The sequence below is a fragment of the Agromyces sp. Soil535 genome (genome assembly GCF_001428255.1).
Taxonomy (GTDB): domain Bacteria; phylum Actinomycetota; class Actinomycetes; order Actinomycetales; family Microbacteriaceae; genus Agromyces.
The window spans coordinates 601,758-620,003 of the sequence record NZ_LMRW01000001.1 but is presented as its reverse complement, the minus strand read 5'-3'; the positions used below and the strand labels follow the sequence as shown (position 1 = coordinate 620,003).

Sequence of the window (18,246 nt, the reverse complement as noted above, 5' to 3'; positions counted from 1 at the left end):
GAACCGGCATGGCCTAGCGTCGAGGGCGACGGACTCAGGTGAGGGGGCCGCGCGATGACCACGGTCGATCAATTGCGCACCGTACGAACAACCCTGCCGACCGACGCGGAGCGGCTCGCAGCGCTGCGGCGCATGAAGCGGGTCGCTGCGGGCCTGCTCGTCGCGGCGGCCGTCGTGTTCGCCGTGTCGTTCGCGCTGCAGGACACCGTGCCGTGGCTCCGGTTCGTGCGGGCCGCCGCCGAGGGGGCGATGGTGGGTGCGATCGCGGACTGGTTCGCGGTGACCGCGCTGTTCAGGCATCCGCTCGGGCTGAGGATCCCGCACACCGCGATCATCCCGAAACGGAAGGACGAGATCGGCGCGACCCTCGGCGCCTTCGTGGAGAACGAGTTCCTCTCCGACGAGGTCGTGCTCGGCAAGCTCCGGTCGATGGGCATCGCGAAGCGGCTCGGCGGCTGGCTCGCGACTCCCGTCAACGCCGAGCGGCTGACGGCCGAGGCTGCGGTCGCGGCCCGCGGGATCCTGACCCTGCTCGGCGACGACGACGTGGAGGACGTCATCGAGAAGCTCGCCCGCCGCCACCTCTTCGAGCCCGAGTGGGGGCCCGCGATCGGCCGCGTCGGCGCGCGCCTCGTCGCCGCCGACCAGCAGCGCGCGGCCATCGACATGGTGCTCGAGAAGGCCGAGGGGTGGCTCGCCGCGCACCCCGAGGCGTTCGGCAGCATGGTCTCCGACCGGTTGCCGAAGTGGATGCCGGGTTTCGTCGACCGGTTCGTCGACGACCGCGCGTACCGTGAGGTGCTCGCCTTCGTGCGGGCGGTGCGCGAGGACCTGCGGCATCCGCTCCGCGAAGCGATCGACGGCTACCTCGCCGAGCTCACCGACGACCTGCAGCACGACCCGGCGGTGATCGCCCGCGTCGAGCGACTGAAGGCCGACCTGCTCGACAGCCCGCGGGTGCGCGAGTTCGCCGGCGAGGTGTGGGCGAGCGTGAAGGAGACGGTCGACGCGTCACTCGCCGACCCCGAGAGCGAACTCCGCGCCGGCCTCCGCTCGGCGGTGGTCGAGGTGGGGGCGCGGCTCGAAGCCGACGACGACCTCGCCGCGAAGGTCGACGCGTGGATGACGGATGCCGCGGCCTACGTGGTGCGCAATTACCGGCACGAGATCGCGGGCGTCATCACCGAGACCGTCGAGCGGTGGGACCCTCGCGAGACCACCGAGAAGCTCGAGCTCCAGGTGGGCCGCGACCTGCAGTTCATCCGCATCAACGGCACGGTCGTGGGGGCGCTCGCCGGGCTCGCGATCTTCACGATCGCGACGACGGTGCAGTCCGCGTTCTGAGCGGGCAGGGGTGTCGGATGCCACGCCGGCGCGGCAGACTGAGGGGATGCACGAGCGAGCAGGAACCCCGGCGACCGAATCCGACCTGATCGACGTGGAGGCCCTCGTCAGGGCGTACTACGAGAAGAAACCGGATGTCTCGATCCCCGGGCAACGCGTCGCGTTCGGCACCTCGGGCCACCGCGGTTCGGCGTTCACCACGAGCTTCAACGAGCACCACATCCTCGCGACCACCCAGGCGATCGTCGACTACCGGACGTCGCAGGGCATCACAGGCCCGCTCTTCATCGGCGCCGACACGCACGCCCTCAGCGCGCCGGCGCAGACCACGGCGCTCGACGTGCTCGTCGGCAACCGGGTGCGCGTGCTCGCCGACCAGTTCGACGACTACGTGCCGACGCCGGCGCTGTCGCACGCGATCCTGAAGTGGAACAACGACCCGGTCACGCGCGCCGAGGGCGAGGCCGACGGCATCGTCATCACGCCCTCGCACAACCCGCCGCAGGACGGCGGCTTCAAGTACAACCCGCCGCACGGCGGCCCGGCCGACTCGGATGCCACGAGCTGGATCGCGAATCGCGCGAACGAACTCATCGCCGGCGGCCTCACCGAGGTGAACCAGGCGGAGCCGAGCGGGGTGGAGACCTACGACTTCCGCGGCGGCTACGTCGACGACCTCGAGAACATCATCGACTTCGACGCGATCCGCCGTGCGAAGATCCGCATCGGCGCCGACCCGCTCGGCGGTGCATCCGTGCACTACTGGGCCGCGATCCGCGACCGCTACGGCCTCGACCTCACCGTCGTGAACGGACTCGTCGACCCGACCTGGTCGTTCATGACGCTCGACTGGGACGGGAAGATCCGCATGGACCCGTCGAGCCCGTCGGCCATGGCATCGGTGCTCGGGCACGGCGACTCGTTCGACATCCTCACCGGCAACGACGCCGACGCCGATCGGCACGGAATCGTCACTCCCGACGGCGGCCTCATGAACCCGAATCACTACCTCGCCGTCGCCATCGAATACCTCTTCTCGCACCGACCGAACTGGCGGTCGGATGCCGCGATCGGCAAGACCCTCGTGTCGAGCTCGATGATCGACCGCGTCGCCTCCTCGCTCGGACGGCGCCTCTGGGAGGTGCCGGTGGGCTTCAAGTGGTTCGTGCCGGGACTCGTCGACGGATCGGTCGGCTTCGGCGGCGAGGAGAGCGCAGGCGCGTCGTTCCTGCGCTTCGACGGCACGGTGTGGACCACCGACAAGGACGGCATCCTGCTGTGCCTGCTCGCCTCCGAGATCCGCGCGGTCACCGGCAAGTCGCCCTCTGAGCTCTACGCCGAGCTCGTCGATCGCTTCGGGGACCCGGCCTACGAGCGCACGGACGCCGCGGCCACTCCCGCGCAGAAGGCCGCCCTCGGCAGGCTCGACGGCGACGCCATCGCGGCGACCGAGCTCGCGGGCGAGCCCATCACGGCGAAGCTGTCGCACGCGCCGGGCAACGACGCGGCGATCGGCGGCGTCAAGGTGGAGACGGCGGACGCCTGGTTCGCCGCGCGGCCGAGCGGCACGGAGGACGTCTACAAGATCTACGCGGAGTCGTTCAAGGGACCCGACCACCTCGCGCGCGTGCAGGAGGAGGCGAAGCGCGTCGTGAGCGACGCGCTCGCCACTGGCTGACCGCGGGTTGAGGAGCCGACGAAGTCGGCGACTCGAAGCGCGTAACCAGACGAGGGGGTTTCGAGACGCGCCCTTCGGGCACTCCTCAACCCGCGCCTACCTGACTGAGCAGTCGCTGCGGGTTGCGGAGCCGACGAAGTCGGCGTCTCGAAACTCTCGCCGCGATGCCTCCGGCACTGATGCCAACTCGGCATCAGTGCCGGAGTCTGTACAGGGTTCGCATCAGTGCCTGTGTCTGTACAGGGTTGCGGCATCAGCGCCTGTGTCATCGCGATGCGGGATTCGAGACGCGCCCTTCGGGCGCTCCTCAACCCGCGCCTACCGGATCGAGAAGTAGCTCACCGAGCCGCCGCCGGTGGCGAGCGCCGCGTCGACGTCCCAGTAGTCGGCATCCTTGGTGTGCCCGCCGACCCAGACCCTGGTGCCCGCGGCGGTGTGCTCCACGCGGGTGACGACAGCGGTGTGGTCGCGGTCGCCCGAGTCGTCCCAGTCGAACTGGGCGATGTCGCCGACCTTCACGCTCGAGCGCTGCGAGTCGTCGAGGTACGCCGCCCGGTCGGTGCGGGTGAGCAGGTAGTCGCGCAGCGCGGTCGAGCTCGCCCAGCTCGGCGACATCGCGCCGGTGCCGCGGTCGAGGTACCAGCCGCCGTCCATGGCCCAGCCGCGGGCGATCAGCGCCTGACTCGCGAAGTTCGCGCAGTCGTAACCGTCGAGGACGGGGTACTCGGCTGAGTTGTAACTGCTCCAGTAGGTGAGCACGTATCCGAGCTGGGCGTCGATGCCCGGGTCACTCGTGTAGGTGAGCGTGAGGGTGCGCGGCGCCATGGGCACCTCGACCTCGGGTGCGCCGGTGAGCTCCCCCTCGAGGGGCTGCACCACTGACGTGCCGGCGGCGACCACGGCGGTCGGCGTCTCTACGTCGACGGGCTGGCCCGCGGCATCCGCGAAGGCCACCTCGGCTGCCGTTCCGAGCGCGGTGTCGGCGACCGCCGGCACCGCGAACGTGACCTGCGCCTCGTCGGCCGCGACGATGGTCGCCGGCGCCCCACCCACGGTCACGGATGCCACCTGATCGAGCTCCTCGCCCCTGACGGTGACCTGCGTGCCGCCGGTGAACGGCGCCGCCGCCACCGACAGGGCGCTCGTGACGGTCGGGCCGTCGTCGGCCTGCGCGGCGGGCGCGTCGATCGTGTCCGAGTCGCCGGTTGCCCCGCTCGCGGCATCCGCTGTCCCCGCGGCGACCGTGGTCGCGGTCGAGGGGTCGGCGATTGATGCCGCGACGGCGCCGAGCGCGGTCGCGCCCATGATCGCCGAGGCGCAGCCGAGGGCGACGGTACGACGGAACGCAGCGCCCGGCGCGCGGCGATTCCGCACCGGTTCGGCGCGGTGGCGCGGGCCGGTCGCCTTCTTGCGGACCGGGGCTTCGGGCTCGCTCGCCTCCGGCTTCACCGTGCGCTCGGGCTCGCTCGGCTTCGCCTCCGAGGTGCGCTCGGCCTCGCTCGACTCCGGCTCCCCGGTGCGCCTGGGCACTTCGAGGGAGGCGGTCACCGGGAGGGCATCGGGCCTGGGTTCGGGCTGGGGTTCGGGCTGGGGGTCGGGTGCGCGGAAGGTCGAGCGGAAGGAGAGGGGCAGTTCGGTGTCTGGCACAGTGGGGGGATTCCGTGTCGGCATTTGGGGGGACACGGAAGCCCATCACGGTAGTTTGTGAGGTTCCCTCTCGAACACTGGGAAAGCCGTGAGAGCGATATCACGGACGACGCCCGGTTTCCGGTGCCCGTGTTCCCCGCGGCCTCGGACTCAGGGGTCTCAGGCCGGCGCGCCGCGGCCGATGAACCGCAGGCGGAGCCCGGCGATCGCGAGCGGCACGAGCACGAAGATCGCCACGACGTTGACGCCGGCGAACCCTCCGAGCCCGAGCACCACGCCCGAGAGCGCAGCGGCCATCGCGGCGGCCACGTTCATCGCGGCATCCGTCGCGCCCTGCAGCGGCACGCGCAGGGGTTCGTCGACCGACGTGGTGAGCAGCGTCGAGCCGCCGATCAGTCCGGCCGACCAACCCAGGCCGAGCAGGCCGAGCGCGAGCGGCACGAGCAGCACGTTGTCGGCGGGCGCGAGGATGCCGATGATCGTCGCCGTCACGAGGATCCCGGCGCCCATCGCGATGACGCGCTCGGAGCCGATACGGTCGGCCAGCCAGCCCATGAGCGGGCTCGCGCCGTACATGCCGAGGATGTGGATCGAGATCACCACGCCCACGAGCGAGATCGAGAGGCCGTGCTCGACCAAGTGCACGGGCGTCATGACCATCACCGCGATCATGACGGTCTGCGAGCAGACGATCGCGAGGACGGCGACCAGCGCGCGCGGATTCCGGACCGCGGTGCGCAGCGCCTGCCATGAGCCGACGCGTTGCGGCGCGGCGCCCGTCACGACCGGCACGGCACCCGTCACGGCCGGCGTCGGGTCGGGCACGGCCGTCGTGCCATCGGTCACCACCGGCGTGGGATCGGCGGCGGACCGGGCGCCATCGGCCGCGGCCGGTGAGGGCGCGGCGTCGGGGGAGCCCACGGCAACGGAGGGGTGTTCGGCTTCGACCGCCAGGTAGCCGGCCTTCGGCGTGCGCAGCAGCGTGGCGACGAGGAGCGTGGACACCGCGAACGCCACGGCCGAGAACACGAACGGGCCGACGAGCGGCGGCAGGCCCAGGGAGCGGCCGAAGGCATCGCCCGTCTGGGAGAGCAACGGCCCGGCCACCGAGCCGATGGTCGTCGCCCAGAGCACGAGCGACATCGCTCGGGCCTCGAATCCTGGTGCGGCCACCTCGGTGGCGGCGAACCTCGCCTGGAGTCCCGCCGCGGCGCCTGCCCCGAACGCCGCGAGACCGAGGAACACGAACACCGGCCATCCGCTCGCCGCCGCGGCCACGACGAGCACGGCGCCGAGGCACGCGAGTGCGTAGCCCGTGGCGAGCGCGACGTGGCGACCCGACCGCACGGCGAGTCGCGCGAGCGGCACGGCGACGAGCGCCGCACCCAGCACGCTCGACGACTGGGCGAGGCCGCCCATCGCGACGACGCCCGTGAGGTCGGCGGTGAGGATCGCGGCGAGCACCATGCCGGTGGCCACGCCCACGCCGGCGAGCAGCTGGTTGACGATGAGCACGGCGAGCGAGAGTCCGCGCCGCGGCACCCGGTCGGCTCGTCGTGACATCCGCTCAGCCGTACTCTGGCGCGGGCGGGAGGCCGAAGAACTCCTCGAGCGTCGTCACGCCCGTGTCGTGCATCTCGGTGGCGAGCTCGGTGCCCACGTAGCGGAAGTGCCAGGGCTCGAACGAGTATCCGGTGATCGGGGTCTTGTCGGCCGGGTACCGCAGGATGAAGCCGAACCGCCAGGCGTTGTCGCGCAGCCAGATGCCCTCGGGCATGTCGGCCAGGCAGGGGTCGAGCGAGCACTCCCCCGACAGCGGCCCGATGTCGATGGCGAGCCCCGTCTGGTGCTCGCTGAAGCCGGGGCGGGCGGTGGTGGCGTCGTCGCCGTCGTACACGTTCTCCTGCGCGGAGTACGAGCGGTAGGCGCTGTTCGACGCGAGCTCGAGACCGGCCTCGGCGAACGCCGCGTCGAACATCGCGACCACGGCGGCGGATGCCTCCTGCCGGAGCTCCGGCTCGTTCGTGTACTCCACCGGCACCTCGACGAGGTCGGCGGGCTCGAACTCCTGGGGGTTCACGGGGCGCAGCTTGTTCACGACCACCCAGATGCTCATCGGGTCGTCGATGGAACGGGCGCCGCGGTCGAACGTGTCGACGCTCGCGGGCGCCGGAAGCGAGTTCGGCGCGGGACGCGGCGTCGGGGTGACCTCGTCGTCCGCCGCGGACGAGCTGCCGTCGGCCGGCTCGATGCCCGTGACGTATCCGACCACGAGCACCGCGACCGCAATGAGCACGAGGCTCAGCGACCCCGCGATGACCAGCCGACGGCGCTGGCGCACCCGGTCGGAGGGCAGTCGAGGGTCGCGGGGAGACACCGTTCGAGTCTACCGATGGCCGGCCGCCGGTCACGGCTCGGTAACGAAACCGGCGCGTGAGAGCGCTCTCTTGACATTCATGATCGCGCTCTCATAGCATCAGGCCTTGCATCGTGAGAGCGCTCTCACCAAGGAATGGAGCGCATTCTCACGTGACCATTCCGCAACCCCACCACGCACACAAGGGAGTGACCGTGAAGCTTTCACGACGCACCAGGGCGACGGCCGCCGTCGCAGGCGCCGCATCCATCGCCATCATCGCCGCAGGTTGTTCGCCGGCGGCCTCGGGCTCCGAGGACGGCGAGGTCGAACTGACCGTCGCGACGTTCAACGACTTCGGGTACACCGACGAGCTCCTTCAGGAGTACATGGACGAGAACCCGAACGTCACGGTCGTGCAGAACACGGCGGCGACGTCGAACGACGCTCGCGCGAACTACTTCCAGAAGCTCGGCAAGAAGGGCCTCGCCGACGTCGAGGCGATCGAGGTCGACTGGCTGCCCGAGGTCATGCAGTACTCCGACCTGCTCGCCGAGGTGCCCTCAGACGTCAGCGACCGCTGGCTCGACTGGAAGGTCGACGCCGCCACCGACGCCGACGGCCGCCTCATCGGCTACGGCACCGACGTCGGCCCCGAGGGCGTCTGCTACCGCTCCGACCTGCTCGCCGCCGCCGGCCTGCCGACGGATCGCGAGGAGGTCGCGGCGCTGCTCGAGGGCGACTGGGCCAAGTACTTCGAGGTGGGCACGCAGTACACCGCCGCCACGGGCAAGGCCTGGTTCGACTCCGCCGGCAGCACATACCAGGGCATGATCAACCAGGTCGAGGCCGCCTATGAGGACCCCGACTCGGGTGAACTCATCGCGACCGACAACGCCGAGGTCGAGGACGTCTACAACACGGTGCTCGACGCCAGCGCGACGCAGTCCGCCCACCTCGGCCAGTGGAGCGACGACTGGTTCGCCGGCGTCGCGAATGGCGCCTACGCGACCATGCTCTGCCCGGGCTGGATGCTCGGCGTCATCTCGGGCAACGCCGAGGGCGTCACCGGTTGGGATGTCGCGAACGTCTTCCCCAACGGCGGCGGCAATTGGGGCGGCTCGTACCTGACCGTGCCCGCCAACGGCGCCAACGTCGAGGAGGCCCAGAAGCTCGCCGACTGGCTCACCGCCCCCGAGCAGCAGATCAAGGCATTCGTCAACGCGGGAACCTTCCCGAGCCAGAACGAGGCCTACACCGACGAGGCCCTCACCGGCTTCGTGAACGAGTACTTCAACGACGCACCCGTCGGCGAGATCTTCACGGATCGCGCGAAGGCGGTCACAGTGGCGCCGTTCAAGGGCGAGTTCTACTTCCAGGTCAACGACGCGATGCAGAAGGCCCTGACGCGCGTCGAGGACGGCACGCAGGACAAGCAGGCGTCGTGGGACCAGTGGGTCTCCGAGGTCGACGCGATCGGCTAGTCATGTGAGTCCCCGCGGTGGCCGGTCCACCCGGCCACCGCGGGATCACGCCTCATTCGAACCCGGAAGCAGAGGAACGACGACCCGTGACATCCACCGCCACCGCGCCCCCGTCATCCGTCGAACGGTCGAAGGACCCGGCCGGCGCGCCGGTCCGACGCCCACCCCGCCGCATCGCCTTCGGGCACCGGCTCAGCCGGTGGGACCTGAAGCTCTCGCCGTACCTCTACATCTCGCCGTTCTTCATCCTCTTCCTCGTCGTCGGGCTGTTCCCGATCGCGTACACCGCGGTCATCTCGTTCATGGACTGGGACCTGGTGCGCAATTCGGGCACCTTCATCGGCTTCGACCAGTACGTGTACGTGCTGACGCAGCCGAAGTTCTGGATCGCCCTGCGCAACACCTTCAGCATCTTCCTGCTGTCGAGCATCCCCCAGCTCATCCTCGCGATCTTCATCGCAGCCATGCTCGACCAGAACATCCGCGCCAAGACCTTCTGGCGCATGGGCGTGCTCCTGCCCTACGTGATGGCACCCGTGGCGGTCGCCCTGATCTTCAGCAACATGTTCGGCGACAAGTACGGGCTCGTGAACACGACCCTGGCCGACCTCGGCATCCCCCCCATCCCGTGGCACAGCGACGCCTTCGCGAGCCACATCGCCATCGCGACCATGGTGAACTTCCGCTGGACCGGCTACAACACCCTCATCCTCCTCGCGGCGATGCAGGCGATCCCCCGCGACTACTACGAGGCCGCCGCGATCGACGGCGCCTCGAAGTTCCGCCAGTTCCGCGCCATCACGGTGCCGAGCCTGCGTCCGACGCTCATCTTCGTCATCATCACCTCGACGATCGGCGGCCTGCAGATCTTCGACGAGCCGCGCATGTACGACCAGTTCGGCACAGGCGGCGCCGACTCGCAGTGGCTCACGATCACGCTCTACCTCTACGACATCGGCTGGGGCCAGTGGAACTTCGGCCGCGCGGCGGCGCTCGCGTGGATCCTCTTCCTCATCATCCTCGCGATCGGCATCGTCAACCTGCTCGTCACGCAGAAGGTCGTGCGCGACGAGGGGCGTCGCGACGCCGGATCGCGCCGCGAGCGGCGCGCTGCCGCGGCATCCGCTCGCCGTCGGCGGCACGACCACGGCGAGCCCACCCTCGACACCCAGGAGGCGGCGCGATGACCGTCATGAACCCCGTTCCGCTCGCCATCCCCGAGGAGAACATCCCGAACGCCGGCAAACGCTCGAAGGCGCGCGTCGTGCGCGGCTCGCGACCGGGATGGTTCGTCTACACGAGCCTCGCGATCGTGCTCGGTTCGGCGATCTTCCCGTTCTACTGGTCGTTCCTGATCGGATCCGGGGATGCCTCGACGATCCGCGACCCCGACATGTCGTGGTGGCCGGGCGGCAACTTCCTCGACAACGCGGCATCCGTCATCAACGACCCGGCCGTGAACTTCTGGCGGGCCCTCTGGAACTCCATATACAGCTCGGCGCTCATCGCGCTCTCGGTGGTGTTCTTCTCGACGCTCGCCGGCTGGGCGTTCGCGAAGCTCCGGTTCCGGGGCGGCAGGTGGCTGCTCGTGTTCGTGGTCGCGACGATGGCCGTGCCGACGCAGCTCGGCGTGGTGCCGCTCTACATCCTGTTCTCCGACCTGGGCTGGACGGGCAACATCGGCGCCATCATCATCCCGGCCCTCACGAGCGCGTTCGGGGTGTTCTGGATGACCCAGTACCTGCAGCAGGCCGTGCCCGACGAGCTCATCGAGGCGGCGCGCGTCGACGGGGCGAGCTCGTTCCGCACGTTCCTCACGGTCGGCCTCCCGGCCGCCCGGCCCGCCGCCGCCATGCTCGGCCTGTTCACGTTCGTCTCCGCCTGGAACAACTTCTTCTGGCCGTTCATCGTGCTCGACCGAAGCGACCCGACCCTGCCCGTGGCGCTCTCGCTCCTGCAGTCGAACTACTTCGTCGACTACTCGATCGTGCTCGCCGGCGTGCTGCTGTCGACCATCCCCCTCCTCATCCTCTTCGTCTTCGCGGGCAAGCAGCTCGTGAGCGGCATCATGGCGGGAGCCGTGAAGGGATGACCATCGAACTCAGAGAGGACGCCATCGTCATGCCCGTCGGCCCTACCCGACCCTTCCCCTCCGACTTCCTGTTCGGCGCCGCGACAGCGGCGTTCCAGATCGAGGGCGCCGCCTTCGAGGACGGCCGCACCGCCTCGATCTGGGACGCCTTCTGCCGCGTGCACGGTGCGGTCGTCAACGCCGACCATGGCGACGTCGCCTGCGACCACTACCACCGGATGCCGCAGGACGTCGCCCTCATGCAGCGCCTCGGCCTGCAGACCTACCGGTTCTCCACGTCGTGGTCGCGCATCCGGCCTGATGGCGGGCCGGTCAACCCGAAGGGGATCGACTTCTACTCGCGGCTCGTGGACGAACTGCTCGCGGCGGGCATCAAGCCGTGGCTCACGCTCTACCACTGGGACCTCCCCCAGGCGCTCGAGGAGCGCGGCGGCTGGGCGAATCGCGACACCGCGCACCTGTTCCGCGATTACGCGCTCGACGTGCACGACGCCCTCGGCGACCGCGTCGACGTGTGGACGACCCTCAACGAGCCGTGGTGCTCGTCGTTCCTGAGCTACACGGGCGGCGCGCACGCTCCTGGGCGTCAGGATGTCGCGGCCGGGCTCGCGGCGGGCCACCACCTGCTGCTCGCCCACGGGCTCGCCGTGCAGGCCCTGCGCGAGCGCGACCCCGAGCTGGATCTCGGCATCACGCTCAACCTCACGGTCGCCAAGCCCGTCGACCCGACGCACCCGGGTGACGTCGACGCCGCTCGGCGCATCGACGGTCAGTTCAACCGGTTCTTCCTCGACCCGATCTTCCGCGGGCACTACGCCGGAGACCTGCTCGCGGATGTCGGGCACCTCGGTCTCCGCGACGTCGTGCAGTCGGGCGACCTCGAAGTCATCTCGACTCCGATCGACACGCTCGGCGTGAACTACTACCACGGCGAGTACGTGAGCGACCGGCCCGCCGAGCACCCCCTGCTCGCGCAGGCACCGACCGACCGCCCGACGCGGTCGCCGTTCCCGGCCGCAGACGGGGTGTTCAACCATCCGCAGGGCCTGCCGCTCACCGCGATGGAGTGGGAGGTGCAGCCCGACGGCCTCCGCGAACTGCTGGTGCGCGTGCACGAGGACTACGCGGCATCCGCCGGCGTGCGCCTCTGCGTCACCGAGAACGGCGCGGCCTACGACGACGTGATGGCCGCCGACGGCGCCGTGCACGACGTCGAGCGCACGGAGTTCCTCTCGTCGCACCTCGGCGCGATCCTCGACGCGATCGACGCGGGTGTGCCGGTGCTCGGCTACTTCTACTGGTCGCTGATGGACAACTTCGAATGGGCGTGGGGCTACGACAAGCGGTTCGGCCTCGTGCGCGTCGACTACGACACGCAGGAGCGCATGGTGAAGGACAGCGGGCTCGGGTACGCGTCGATCATCCGCGACCGCGCGCTGCCCGCGAGCTGAGCGACCTTCGACCCACCGATCTCGACGGCGCGGAAATAGACTGATCTCATGGAACGGGGTGGTGGTATCCGGACACGGCCCACCGCGCCGACGCTGGAGGAGGTCGCGCGCGAAGCGAACGTCTCGCGTGCCACGGTCAGTCGCGTCGTGAACGGCTCCCCCAAGGTGAGCCCCGACGTCGTGACGGCCGTGAACGCGGCGATCGTGAAGCTCAACTACGTGCCCAACCGGGCGGCGCGCTCCCTGGCCAGCCGCACGTCGGGCGCGATCGCGCTGATCGTGCCCGAGGACACGACCCGGTTCTTCGGCGACCCGTACTTCGCGGCGATCGTGCAGGGCATCACGCGGCGGCTCGACGAGAGCGAGTACCTGCTCAACCTGCTCGTGGCGTCGACCGACCCCAGCCACAAGACGGTGCGCTACCTGCGCTCGGGCGTCGTCGACGGCGCGCTCGTGGTCTCGCACCACGAGGGCGACGACCTGCAGCGCGAGGCCGACATGGTGCTCCCGCTCGTGTTCGGCGGTCGCCCGTCGTTCGAGTCCGGCAACCACATCTTCGTCGACGTCGACAACGTCGAGGGCGGGGCCATCGGCACCGAGCACCTCATCGGCGTCGGGCGCAAGCGCATCGGCACCATCGCCGGCCCGCTCGACATGCCCGCCGGCGTCGACCGGCTCGAGGGATTCCGCCGCGCGATGGAGGCGGCCGGCCTGCCCGCCGACGCCGTCGAGACCGCCGACTTCACGGTCGCCGGCGCCGTCGCGGCGACCCGGCGCCTGCTCGACCGGGTGCCCGACCTCGACGGGCTCTTCGTCGCGAGCGACCTGATGGCCACGGGCGCCCTCGCCGTGCTCCGCGAGCGCGGGCGCGCGGTGCCGGGCGAGATCGCGGTGGTCGGGTTCGACGACAGCCCCGCCGCGACCTCGTCGGCGATCCCGCTGACCACCGTGCACCAGCCGTCGGAGCAGATGGGCTTCGAGATGGCCGACCTGCTGCTGCGCCACCTCGCCGGCGACCCCGACGTGCCGCGCCGCAACATCATGCCCACGCACCTCGTGCGGCGGGCGTCGGCGTAGCCGGGCGGCTCCTCACCCCGCAGGCGCTGCGCGCCGCACGCCCTCCTGGAACTCGACGCCCGCGATGCCCGTGAACCGCGCGCGCATGACCTCGATCGCCTCGGCGTTCTCGTCGACGAGCACGAAGCGCCGACCGAGCGTCGCCGCCACCGCGCCCGTCGTGCCCGACCCGGCGAAGAAGTCGAGCACCCAGTCGCCCTCGCGCGTGGACGCCTGCACGATGCGTCGAAGGATGCCCTCGGGCTTCTGCGTCGGATAGCCCGTCTTCTCGCGGCCCGTCGGCGAGACGATGGTGTGCCACCACACGTCGGTGGGCAGCTTGCCGAGCTCCGCCTTCTCGGGGGTCACGAGGCCGGGCGCCATGTACGGCTCGCGATCGACGGCCGCCGAGTCGAACCAGTAGCGGTCGGGGTGCTTCACGTATACGAGGATCGTGTCGTGCTTGGTGGGCCACTTGCGCTTCGCTTTCGCGCCGTAGTCGTAGGCCCATACGATCTCGTTGAGGAAGCACTCGCGCCCGAACAGCGCGTCGAGCAGCACCTTCGCGTAGTGCGCCTCGCGGTAGTCGAGATGCAGGTAGAGGGTGCCGTCATCGGCGAGCACGCGCCACGCCTCGACGAGGCGCGGCTCGAGGAAGCCCCAGTAGTCCTCGAACCGGTCGTCGTAGCGGAGCAGGTCGCCGCGCACGCGCAGGTACTGCTTGCCCGCGAACCCGGTGATGGTGCCGGATGCCGCGGGCGCAGCGGCATCCGTCGCGGTCACCCGCACATGGCGGGTCGACTGCCGCGCCTGGGCGCGACCGGTGTTGAACGGCGGGTCGAGGTAGACGAGGGTGAACCGACCAGCGGGCAGCGTTGGCAGCACGGAGAGGTTGTCCGCGTGGATGATGCGGTCGGGCTCGTCGGCTGGCACGGGAACAGTCTGCCGCAGGGCGCGCGTCGGCCGCTGGGGAATGTCGCCTGGGCGCGCGTGCGCGTCCGCGCTCTGCCAGCGGTCGAAGGTCCCGGGCACTGGGATGCGCTCGGCGTAGCCTGACGGCCGAACGGAACGGACGACGAAGGAGCTGACCATGCGAGCACTGGTGGTGTACGAGACGATGTGGGGGAACACCGGCGAGATCGCCAAGTCGATCGCCGAAGGGATCCGCACGCAACAGGGGGTCGACGACGTCCAGTTGGTCGCAGCGGCGACCGCGGCGGAGGAGCTCCCCGCCAAGGTCGACCTCCTCGTGGTCGGGGGTCCGACGCACGCGTTCTCCATGTCGAAGGCCTCGACTCGGGATTCGGCACGGCAACAGGGCGCGCCGACGGTCCCCGAGCGCGGCATCCGCGAGTGGATCGACGGGCTGACGACGCCGCCGTCGCCCATCATGGTCGCGACGTTCGACACGCGCACGGTGAACCCGCGGCTGCCGGGCTCCGCGGCGAAGAAGGCGATGAAGAGGCTCGTGGGGCTCGGATTCCGCCCCGCGATGAAGCCCGAGTCGTTCGGCGTGCACGGATATTCGGGGCCGATCGCGCGCGGCGAGGTCGAGCGTGCACGGGAATGGGGTGCCGCGCTCACCGCGACCTGATCGGCGCAGGATGCCCCCGGGTGGGCGTCAGCGGTCGATGTCGAGGCGGATGCGCCCGCGGAACCGGTCGGGGTGGTCGTCGTCGGCGTGCTCCGCAGCGAACGCGATGCCCTTGTCGCCGTCACCCGGCAGGGGCGCCGGCGCCGGCAGGCGGCTCTGGCGGTCGAGCTCGACCTGCGCCTCGTGCTTGCGCGGGGCGAACACCTCGTCGCCGATCATCATGACGCCGCCACCGCCGCCGCGCCGGGTCTTGTCGGAGAGGTCGATCCAGCCGCGCCGCACGGCGAGCCACCCGAAGGCCACGACGAACACGGCGACGCCGACCCAGATCCACCAATCCACCCCGAGAGTCTAACCGGGATCGATGAGCCTCCCTCGCGGGCTGTGGATGGGGCATCCGAGCGCCTCCTCCGCTCCTGCAAGCGGATATACGATCCGCCGCGCCGCGGACTGGGGCTCCGGAGCGGCGCGCCCGATCGTATATCCGCCGATTGGAACGCGCGGCGAGGCGAGGGCGTCGCGGCGTCGCGGCATCCGCCGATCAGGGCACCCGGTAGAGCCACTCCCGCGTCGCGAACTTCGACTCCACGAGCTCCTCGGCCTCGGCGAGCTCGTCCGGGGTCACCGCGCCGGGCGTCGCGCCGTAGAGGTCCGTGAACGTCTGCTTCAGGCTCTCGATGACCGCCGAGCGGCTCAGCCCGGTCTGCGACCGCAGCGGGTTGACCCGCTTGGCGGCCGACGCGATGCCCTTGTCGCTGAGCTTCTCGCGGCCGATGCGCAGCACCTCGAGCATCTTCTCGTTGTCGAGGTCGTACGCCATGGTCACATGGTGCAGCACACCGCCCGAGCCGAGGCGCTTCTGCGCGGCACCGCCGATCTTGCCGAGCGGGCTCGCGATGTCGTTGAGCGGCTGGTAGGTGGCCTCGATGCCGATGCCGCGCAGTCCCTGCAGCACCCAGTCGTCGAGGAACGCGTAGGAGTCGGCGAAGCTCATGCCCTGCACGAGCTCCGACGGCACGTACAGCGAGTAGGTCACGACGTTGCCGCGCTCCATCATCATCGCGCCACCGCCCGAGATGCGACGCACGACGTCGAAGCCGTACCGCTCGGCGCCATCGGGATCCACCTCGTTCTTCACCGACTGGAAGCTGCCGATGACGACGGCCGACTCGTCCCACTCCCAGAACCGCAGGGTGGGCTTGCGGCGCCGCTCGCCGACCCGGGTGGCGAGCACCTCGTCGAGCGCGAGGTGCAGGCGCGGCGGCACGGCGGGGTCGTGCACGACCTCCCACTCGTAGTTCGACCACGTCGTGGCATCCGTCAGCGCCCGCCGCACCGCCACGGCGACGGCCTCGGCCGAGAACCCCAGCATCACCGCGCCCGGGCGGAGGTTCGCCGTGACGGCCGCCGCGATCTGCTTGGCGTCGGATGCCGCGGACAGCCCCTCGAGGGCCGAGTCGATGTCGGCGAGCGCCTCGTCGGGCTCGAGGAAGAAGTCGCCCGCGACGCGGGGGTTTCGGATGACGCCGTCGACCACGTCGAAGTCGACGACCACGAGCTTGCCGCCGGGAACCTTGTACTCACCGTGCATGGGGTCCAGCCTACGGTCGCGGCGCGTGGCACCGGCTGGTTTCGAGACGGTCGCTGCGCGACCTCCTCAACCCGCAGAAGCCGCTCCTCAACCTGCGTGGTCAGTCGACGGCGAACCGCTCGTCGAGCCAGCGGATGAGGTCGGCACGCACCTCCTCGCGGTTCGTCTCGTTGAACACCTCGTGGCGGGCGCCCTCGTAGACGATGAGCTCGACATCGAGGAGCCCCGACCGCCGGGCGTACGCGTTCGCGAGCTTCACGGCGCTGAGCTCCCCGCCGAGGGAGTCATCGGAGCCGACCATGATGAGCACAGGCAGCTCGGGCGGGAGGTCGGGCATGGGCCGGCCGAGCAGGCGCACCGAGTCCCGGAGGCCGAAGAGCTTCCGCAGTGGAACCTCGGTCGTGTATGGGTCGGCCATGAACGCGGGCGGCACGTCGGGGTCGCGGCTCAGCCACTCGACCGGTGTCGGCCCCAGGTGGCGATGGCGGCGGTTGAGGTCGCCGCCGTTCATATCGAAGAGGGTGCGGTACGCAGTGCCGGTGAGCACGACGCCGTCGTAGTCGGCCGCGTGGCTGTTGACGATCATCTGCGCCATCAGCGAGCCCCACGCGTGCCCGAGCAGGATCAGCGGCAGCCCGCCCTCTGCCTCGCGGATGACGCGCGTGAACTGCCGCACGGCCTCGATCGTGGCAGGCAGGCCGCCCGGGCCGAGCCGTCCGATGCGGGTGAGGTCGCCGCCGTGCTGCTCGAAGCCCGTCTGCCCGTGGCCGCGATGATCGTCGGCCCAGACCGAGTAGGCCGCCGCGTTCAGGGCGTCTACGAGCTCGCCGTAGCGTCCGATGTGCTCGCCCACGCCGTGCACGAGCTGCACCACCGCCGTCGCATCGGGCACGCGCCACGCCTGGTAGTGGATGTGGACCCCGTGTGCGTCGGTGAACGTGGGCATGCCTCATTGTGGCAGTCGGGGCATCCGCTCGCCCGCCCCACTCCGGCGGATGCCGCGGAGCGGGTCGGGCGCCTTCCTCATCCTGCGACGACGCGATCAGTCGACGGCGAACCGCTCGTCGAGCCAGCGGATGAGGTCGGCGCGCACCTCCTCCTGGTTGATCTCGTTGAAGACCTCGTGGCGCGCACCCTCGTAGACGATCAACTGCGCGTCGACGAGGCCGCAGCGGCGCACGTAGTCGCGGAGCAACGCGAGGGCGCCGCGCTCGCCGGCCACCGCATCGTCGGAGCCCACCAGGAGCAGCAGCGGCAGCTCGCTCGGGATGCGCTTCGACGGCCGGTTGATGAGCGACAACGACTGCGGCCAGCCGTAGAGCTGCTGCAGCGAGCGGCTCGTGGTGTAGGGGTCGGCCTCGAACGCCGCGGGGACCGCCGGGTCCCGGCTGATCCACTCCATGGCCGTGCCCCCGGGCCGGGCGAAGCGCTTGTTGAGGTCGCCGGTGTTGGTCCATCCCAGCTGCGCCCACGCGGTGGCGCTCAGCACGACGGCGTCGTAGCGATCGGGATGCCGGTTCACGAGGTGCTGCGTGATGAACGAGCCCCAAGAGTGCCCGAGGATCACGAGCGGCATGTCGGCGCCCTCGGCTTCGCGAATCACCTCGCTGAACTGCCCGACCGCCGCGATCGACGCGCCCATGCCGCCTGGGCCCGGCTTGCCCATGCGGTCGAGGTCGCCGCCGTGCTGCTCGAAGCCGGTCTGCCCGTGGCCGCGATGGTCGTCGGCCCACACGGAGTAGCCGGCGGCGTTCAGCGCCGCGATCAGCGCACCGTAGCGCCCGCGGTGCTCGCCGATGCCGTGCACGAGCTGCACCACCGCGAGCGCGTCGGGCACGCGCCACGACTCGTAGTGGATGCGGACCCCGTATGCGTCGGTGAACGTGGGCATGCCTCATTGTGGCAGTCGCGGCATCCGCCGACATGTGCAGAATTCAGGAGCCGCGGCGGAGC

General features: G+C 70.4%; 16 protein-coding genes. 8 read left to right on the top strand and 8 right to left on the bottom strand.

Features of this window, described 5'->3' with window-relative positions; all coding sequences use genetic code 11:
• The first annotated feature begins 54 nt into the window (after window positions 1-54).
• Both ASG80_RS02900 and pgm read left to right on the top strand, forming a co-directional pair.
• Entirely contained in the window at window positions 55-1,344 is a 1,290-nt protein-coding gene (locus ASG80_RS02900; RefSeq protein ID WP_056728231.1) for a DUF445 domain-containing protein, read from the top strand.
• Window positions 1,345-1,390: 46 nt separating this feature from the next.
• Window positions 1,391-3,022 (top strand): phosphoglucomutase (alpha-D-glucose-1,6-bisphosphate-dependent), encoded by a 1,632-nt coding sequence (gene pgm / locus ASG80_RS02895; RefSeq protein WP_056728229.1) that lies wholly within the window; start codon window positions 1,391-1,393, stop codon window positions 3,020-3,022.
• Window positions 3,023-3,340: 318 nt separating this feature from the next.
• Here the strand turns inward: pgm and ASG80_RS02890 are convergent, their stop codons facing one another.
• From ASG80_RS02890 to ASG80_RS02880, 3 genes are all read right to left on the bottom strand, one after another.
• On the bottom strand, window positions 3,341-4,669 hold the full coding sequence (locus tag ASG80_RS02890) for an amidase domain-containing protein (RefSeq protein WP_056728227.1): 1,329 nt from the start codon (window positions 4,667-4,669) through the stop codon (window positions 3,341-3,343).
• A gap of 159 nt (window positions 4,670-4,828) precedes the next feature.
• The gene (locus ASG80_RS02885; protein ID WP_082589679.1) at window positions 4,829-6,232 is read right to left on the bottom strand and encodes an MFS transporter; all 1,404 of its coding nucleotides are present in this window, start codon (window positions 6,230-6,232) and stop codon (window positions 4,829-4,831) included.
• A gap of 4 nt (window positions 6,233-6,236) precedes the next feature.
• Window positions 6,237-7,046 (bottom strand): M15 family metallopeptidase, encoded by an 810-nt coding sequence (locus ASG80_RS02880; protein WP_235508005.1) that lies wholly within the window; start codon window positions 7,044-7,046, stop codon window positions 6,237-6,239.
• A 194-nt stretch (window positions 7,047-7,240) separates the two neighbouring features.
• Between ASG80_RS02880 and ASG80_RS02875 the strand changes: the two genes are divergently transcribed.
• The 5 genes from ASG80_RS02875 (at window position 7,241) to ASG80_RS02855 (ending at window position 13,129) form a co-directional block, all read left to right on the top strand.
• Window positions 7,241-8,509 carry an ABC transporter substrate-binding protein gene (locus ASG80_RS02875; RefSeq protein WP_056728516.1) on the top strand — a complete coding sequence of 423 codons (1,269 nt, stop codon included), beginning with the start codon at window positions 7,241-7,243 and terminating at the stop codon, window positions 8,507-8,509.
• Between the two features lie 86 nt (window positions 8,510-8,595).
• Window positions 8,596-9,696 carry a carbohydrate ABC transporter permease gene (locus ASG80_RS02870; RefSeq protein WP_056728220.1) on the top strand — a complete coding sequence of 367 codons (1,101 nt, stop codon included), beginning with the start codon at window positions 8,596-8,598 and terminating at the stop codon, window positions 9,694-9,696.
• Window positions 9,693-10,601: a carbohydrate ABC transporter permease gene (locus tag ASG80_RS02865; protein ID WP_056728217.1), complete on the top strand. Its 909-nt coding sequence runs from the start codon at window positions 9,693-9,695 to the stop codon at window positions 10,599-10,601. Before ASG80_RS02870 ends, ASG80_RS02865 begins: the two co-directional genes overlap by 4 nt.
• Window positions 10,598-12,052 carry a GH1 family beta-glucosidase gene (locus tag ASG80_RS02860; protein WP_056728216.1) on the top strand — a complete coding sequence of 485 codons (1,455 nt, stop codon included), beginning with the start codon at window positions 10,598-10,600 and terminating at the stop codon, window positions 12,050-12,052. The genes ASG80_RS02865 and ASG80_RS02860 overlap by 4 nt, the downstream gene beginning before the upstream one ends.
• Window positions 12,053-12,100: 48 nt before the next feature.
• Window positions 12,101-13,129 (top strand): LacI family DNA-binding transcriptional regulator, encoded by a 1,029-nt coding sequence (locus ASG80_RS02855; protein WP_056728215.1) that lies wholly within the window; start codon window positions 12,101-12,103, stop codon window positions 13,127-13,129.
• Between the two features lie 12 nt (window positions 13,130-13,141).
• On the opposite strand, the gene ASG80_RS02850 is transcribed toward ASG80_RS02855, so the two are convergent.
• Window positions 13,142-14,059: a site-specific DNA-methyltransferase gene (locus tag ASG80_RS02850; RefSeq protein ID WP_056728514.1), complete on the bottom strand. Its 918-nt coding sequence runs from the start codon at window positions 14,057-14,059 to the stop codon at window positions 13,142-13,144.
• 139 nt (window positions 14,060-14,198) lie between these two features.
• Between ASG80_RS02850 and ASG80_RS02845 the strand changes: the two genes are divergently transcribed.
• The gene (locus ASG80_RS02845) at window positions 14,199-14,702 is read left to right on the top strand and encodes a flavodoxin domain-containing protein (protein WP_056728214.1); all 504 of its coding nucleotides are present in this window, start codon (window positions 14,199-14,201) and stop codon (window positions 14,700-14,702) included.
• A gap of 27 nt (window positions 14,703-14,729) precedes the next feature.
• Here ASG80_RS02845 and ASG80_RS02840 read toward each other — a convergent pair whose 3' ends face one another.
• From ASG80_RS02840 to ASG80_RS02825, 4 genes are all read right to left on the bottom strand, one after another.
• Window positions 14,730-15,044, bottom strand: a complete 315-nt coding sequence (locus ASG80_RS02840; RefSeq protein WP_056728212.1) for a hypothetical protein — start codon at window positions 15,042-15,044, stop codon at window positions 14,730-14,732.
• A gap of 199 nt (window positions 15,045-15,243) precedes the next feature.
• Window positions 15,244-16,293 carry a biotin/lipoate A/B protein ligase family protein gene (locus ASG80_RS02835; protein ID WP_056728210.1) on the bottom strand — a complete coding sequence of 350 codons (1,050 nt, stop codon included), beginning with the start codon at window positions 16,291-16,293 and terminating at the stop codon, window positions 15,244-15,246.
• Between the two features lie 100 nt (window positions 16,294-16,393).
• Window positions 16,394-17,239 carry an alpha/beta hydrolase gene (locus tag ASG80_RS02830; RefSeq protein ID WP_056728209.1) on the bottom strand — a complete coding sequence of 282 codons (846 nt, stop codon included), beginning with the start codon at window positions 17,237-17,239 and terminating at the stop codon, window positions 16,394-16,396.
• A gap of 96 nt (window positions 17,240-17,335) precedes the next feature.
• On the bottom strand, window positions 17,336-18,184 hold the full coding sequence (locus ASG80_RS02825) for an alpha/beta fold hydrolase (protein WP_056728207.1): 849 nt from the start codon (window positions 18,182-18,184) through the stop codon (window positions 17,336-17,338).
• Window positions 18,185-18,246: the final 62 nt, after the last annotated feature.

Coding starts and splice junctions, on each gene's coding strand:
- ASG80_RS02900 (WP_056728231.1), top strand. CDS start 55: ATGACCACGGTCGATCAATTGCGCACCGTACGAACAACCCTGCCGACC.
- pgm (WP_056728229.1), top strand. CDS start 1,391: ATGCACGAGCGAGCAGGAACCCCGGCGACCGAATCCGACCTGATCGAC.
- ASG80_RS02885 (WP_082589679.1), bottom strand. CDS start 6,232: ATGTCACGACGAGCCGACCGGGTGCCGCGGCGCGGACTCTCGCTCGCC.
- ASG80_RS02865 (WP_056728217.1), top strand. CDS start 9,693: ATGACCGTCATGAACCCCGTTCCGCTCGCCATCCCCGAGGAGAACATC.
- ASG80_RS02860 (WP_056728216.1), top strand. CDS start 10,598: ATGACCATCGAACTCAGAGAGGACGCCATCGTCATGCCCGTCGGCCCT.
- ASG80_RS02855 (WP_056728215.1), top strand. CDS start 12,101: ATGGAACGGGGTGGTGGTATCCGGACACGGCCCACCGCGCCGACGCTG.
- ASG80_RS02845 (WP_056728214.1), top strand. CDS start 14,199: ATGCGAGCACTGGTGGTGTACGAGACGATGTGGGGGAACACCGGCGAG.
- ASG80_RS02835 (WP_056728210.1), bottom strand. CDS start 16,293: ATGCACGGTGAGTACAAGGTTCCCGGCGGCAAGCTCGTGGTCGTCGAC.
- ASG80_RS02830 (WP_056728209.1), bottom strand. CDS start 17,239: ATGCCCACGTTCACCGACGCACACGGGGTCCACATCCACTACCAGGCG.
- ASG80_RS02825 (WP_056728207.1), bottom strand. CDS start 18,184: ATGCCCACGTTCACCGACGCATACGGGGTCCGCATCCACTACGAGTCG.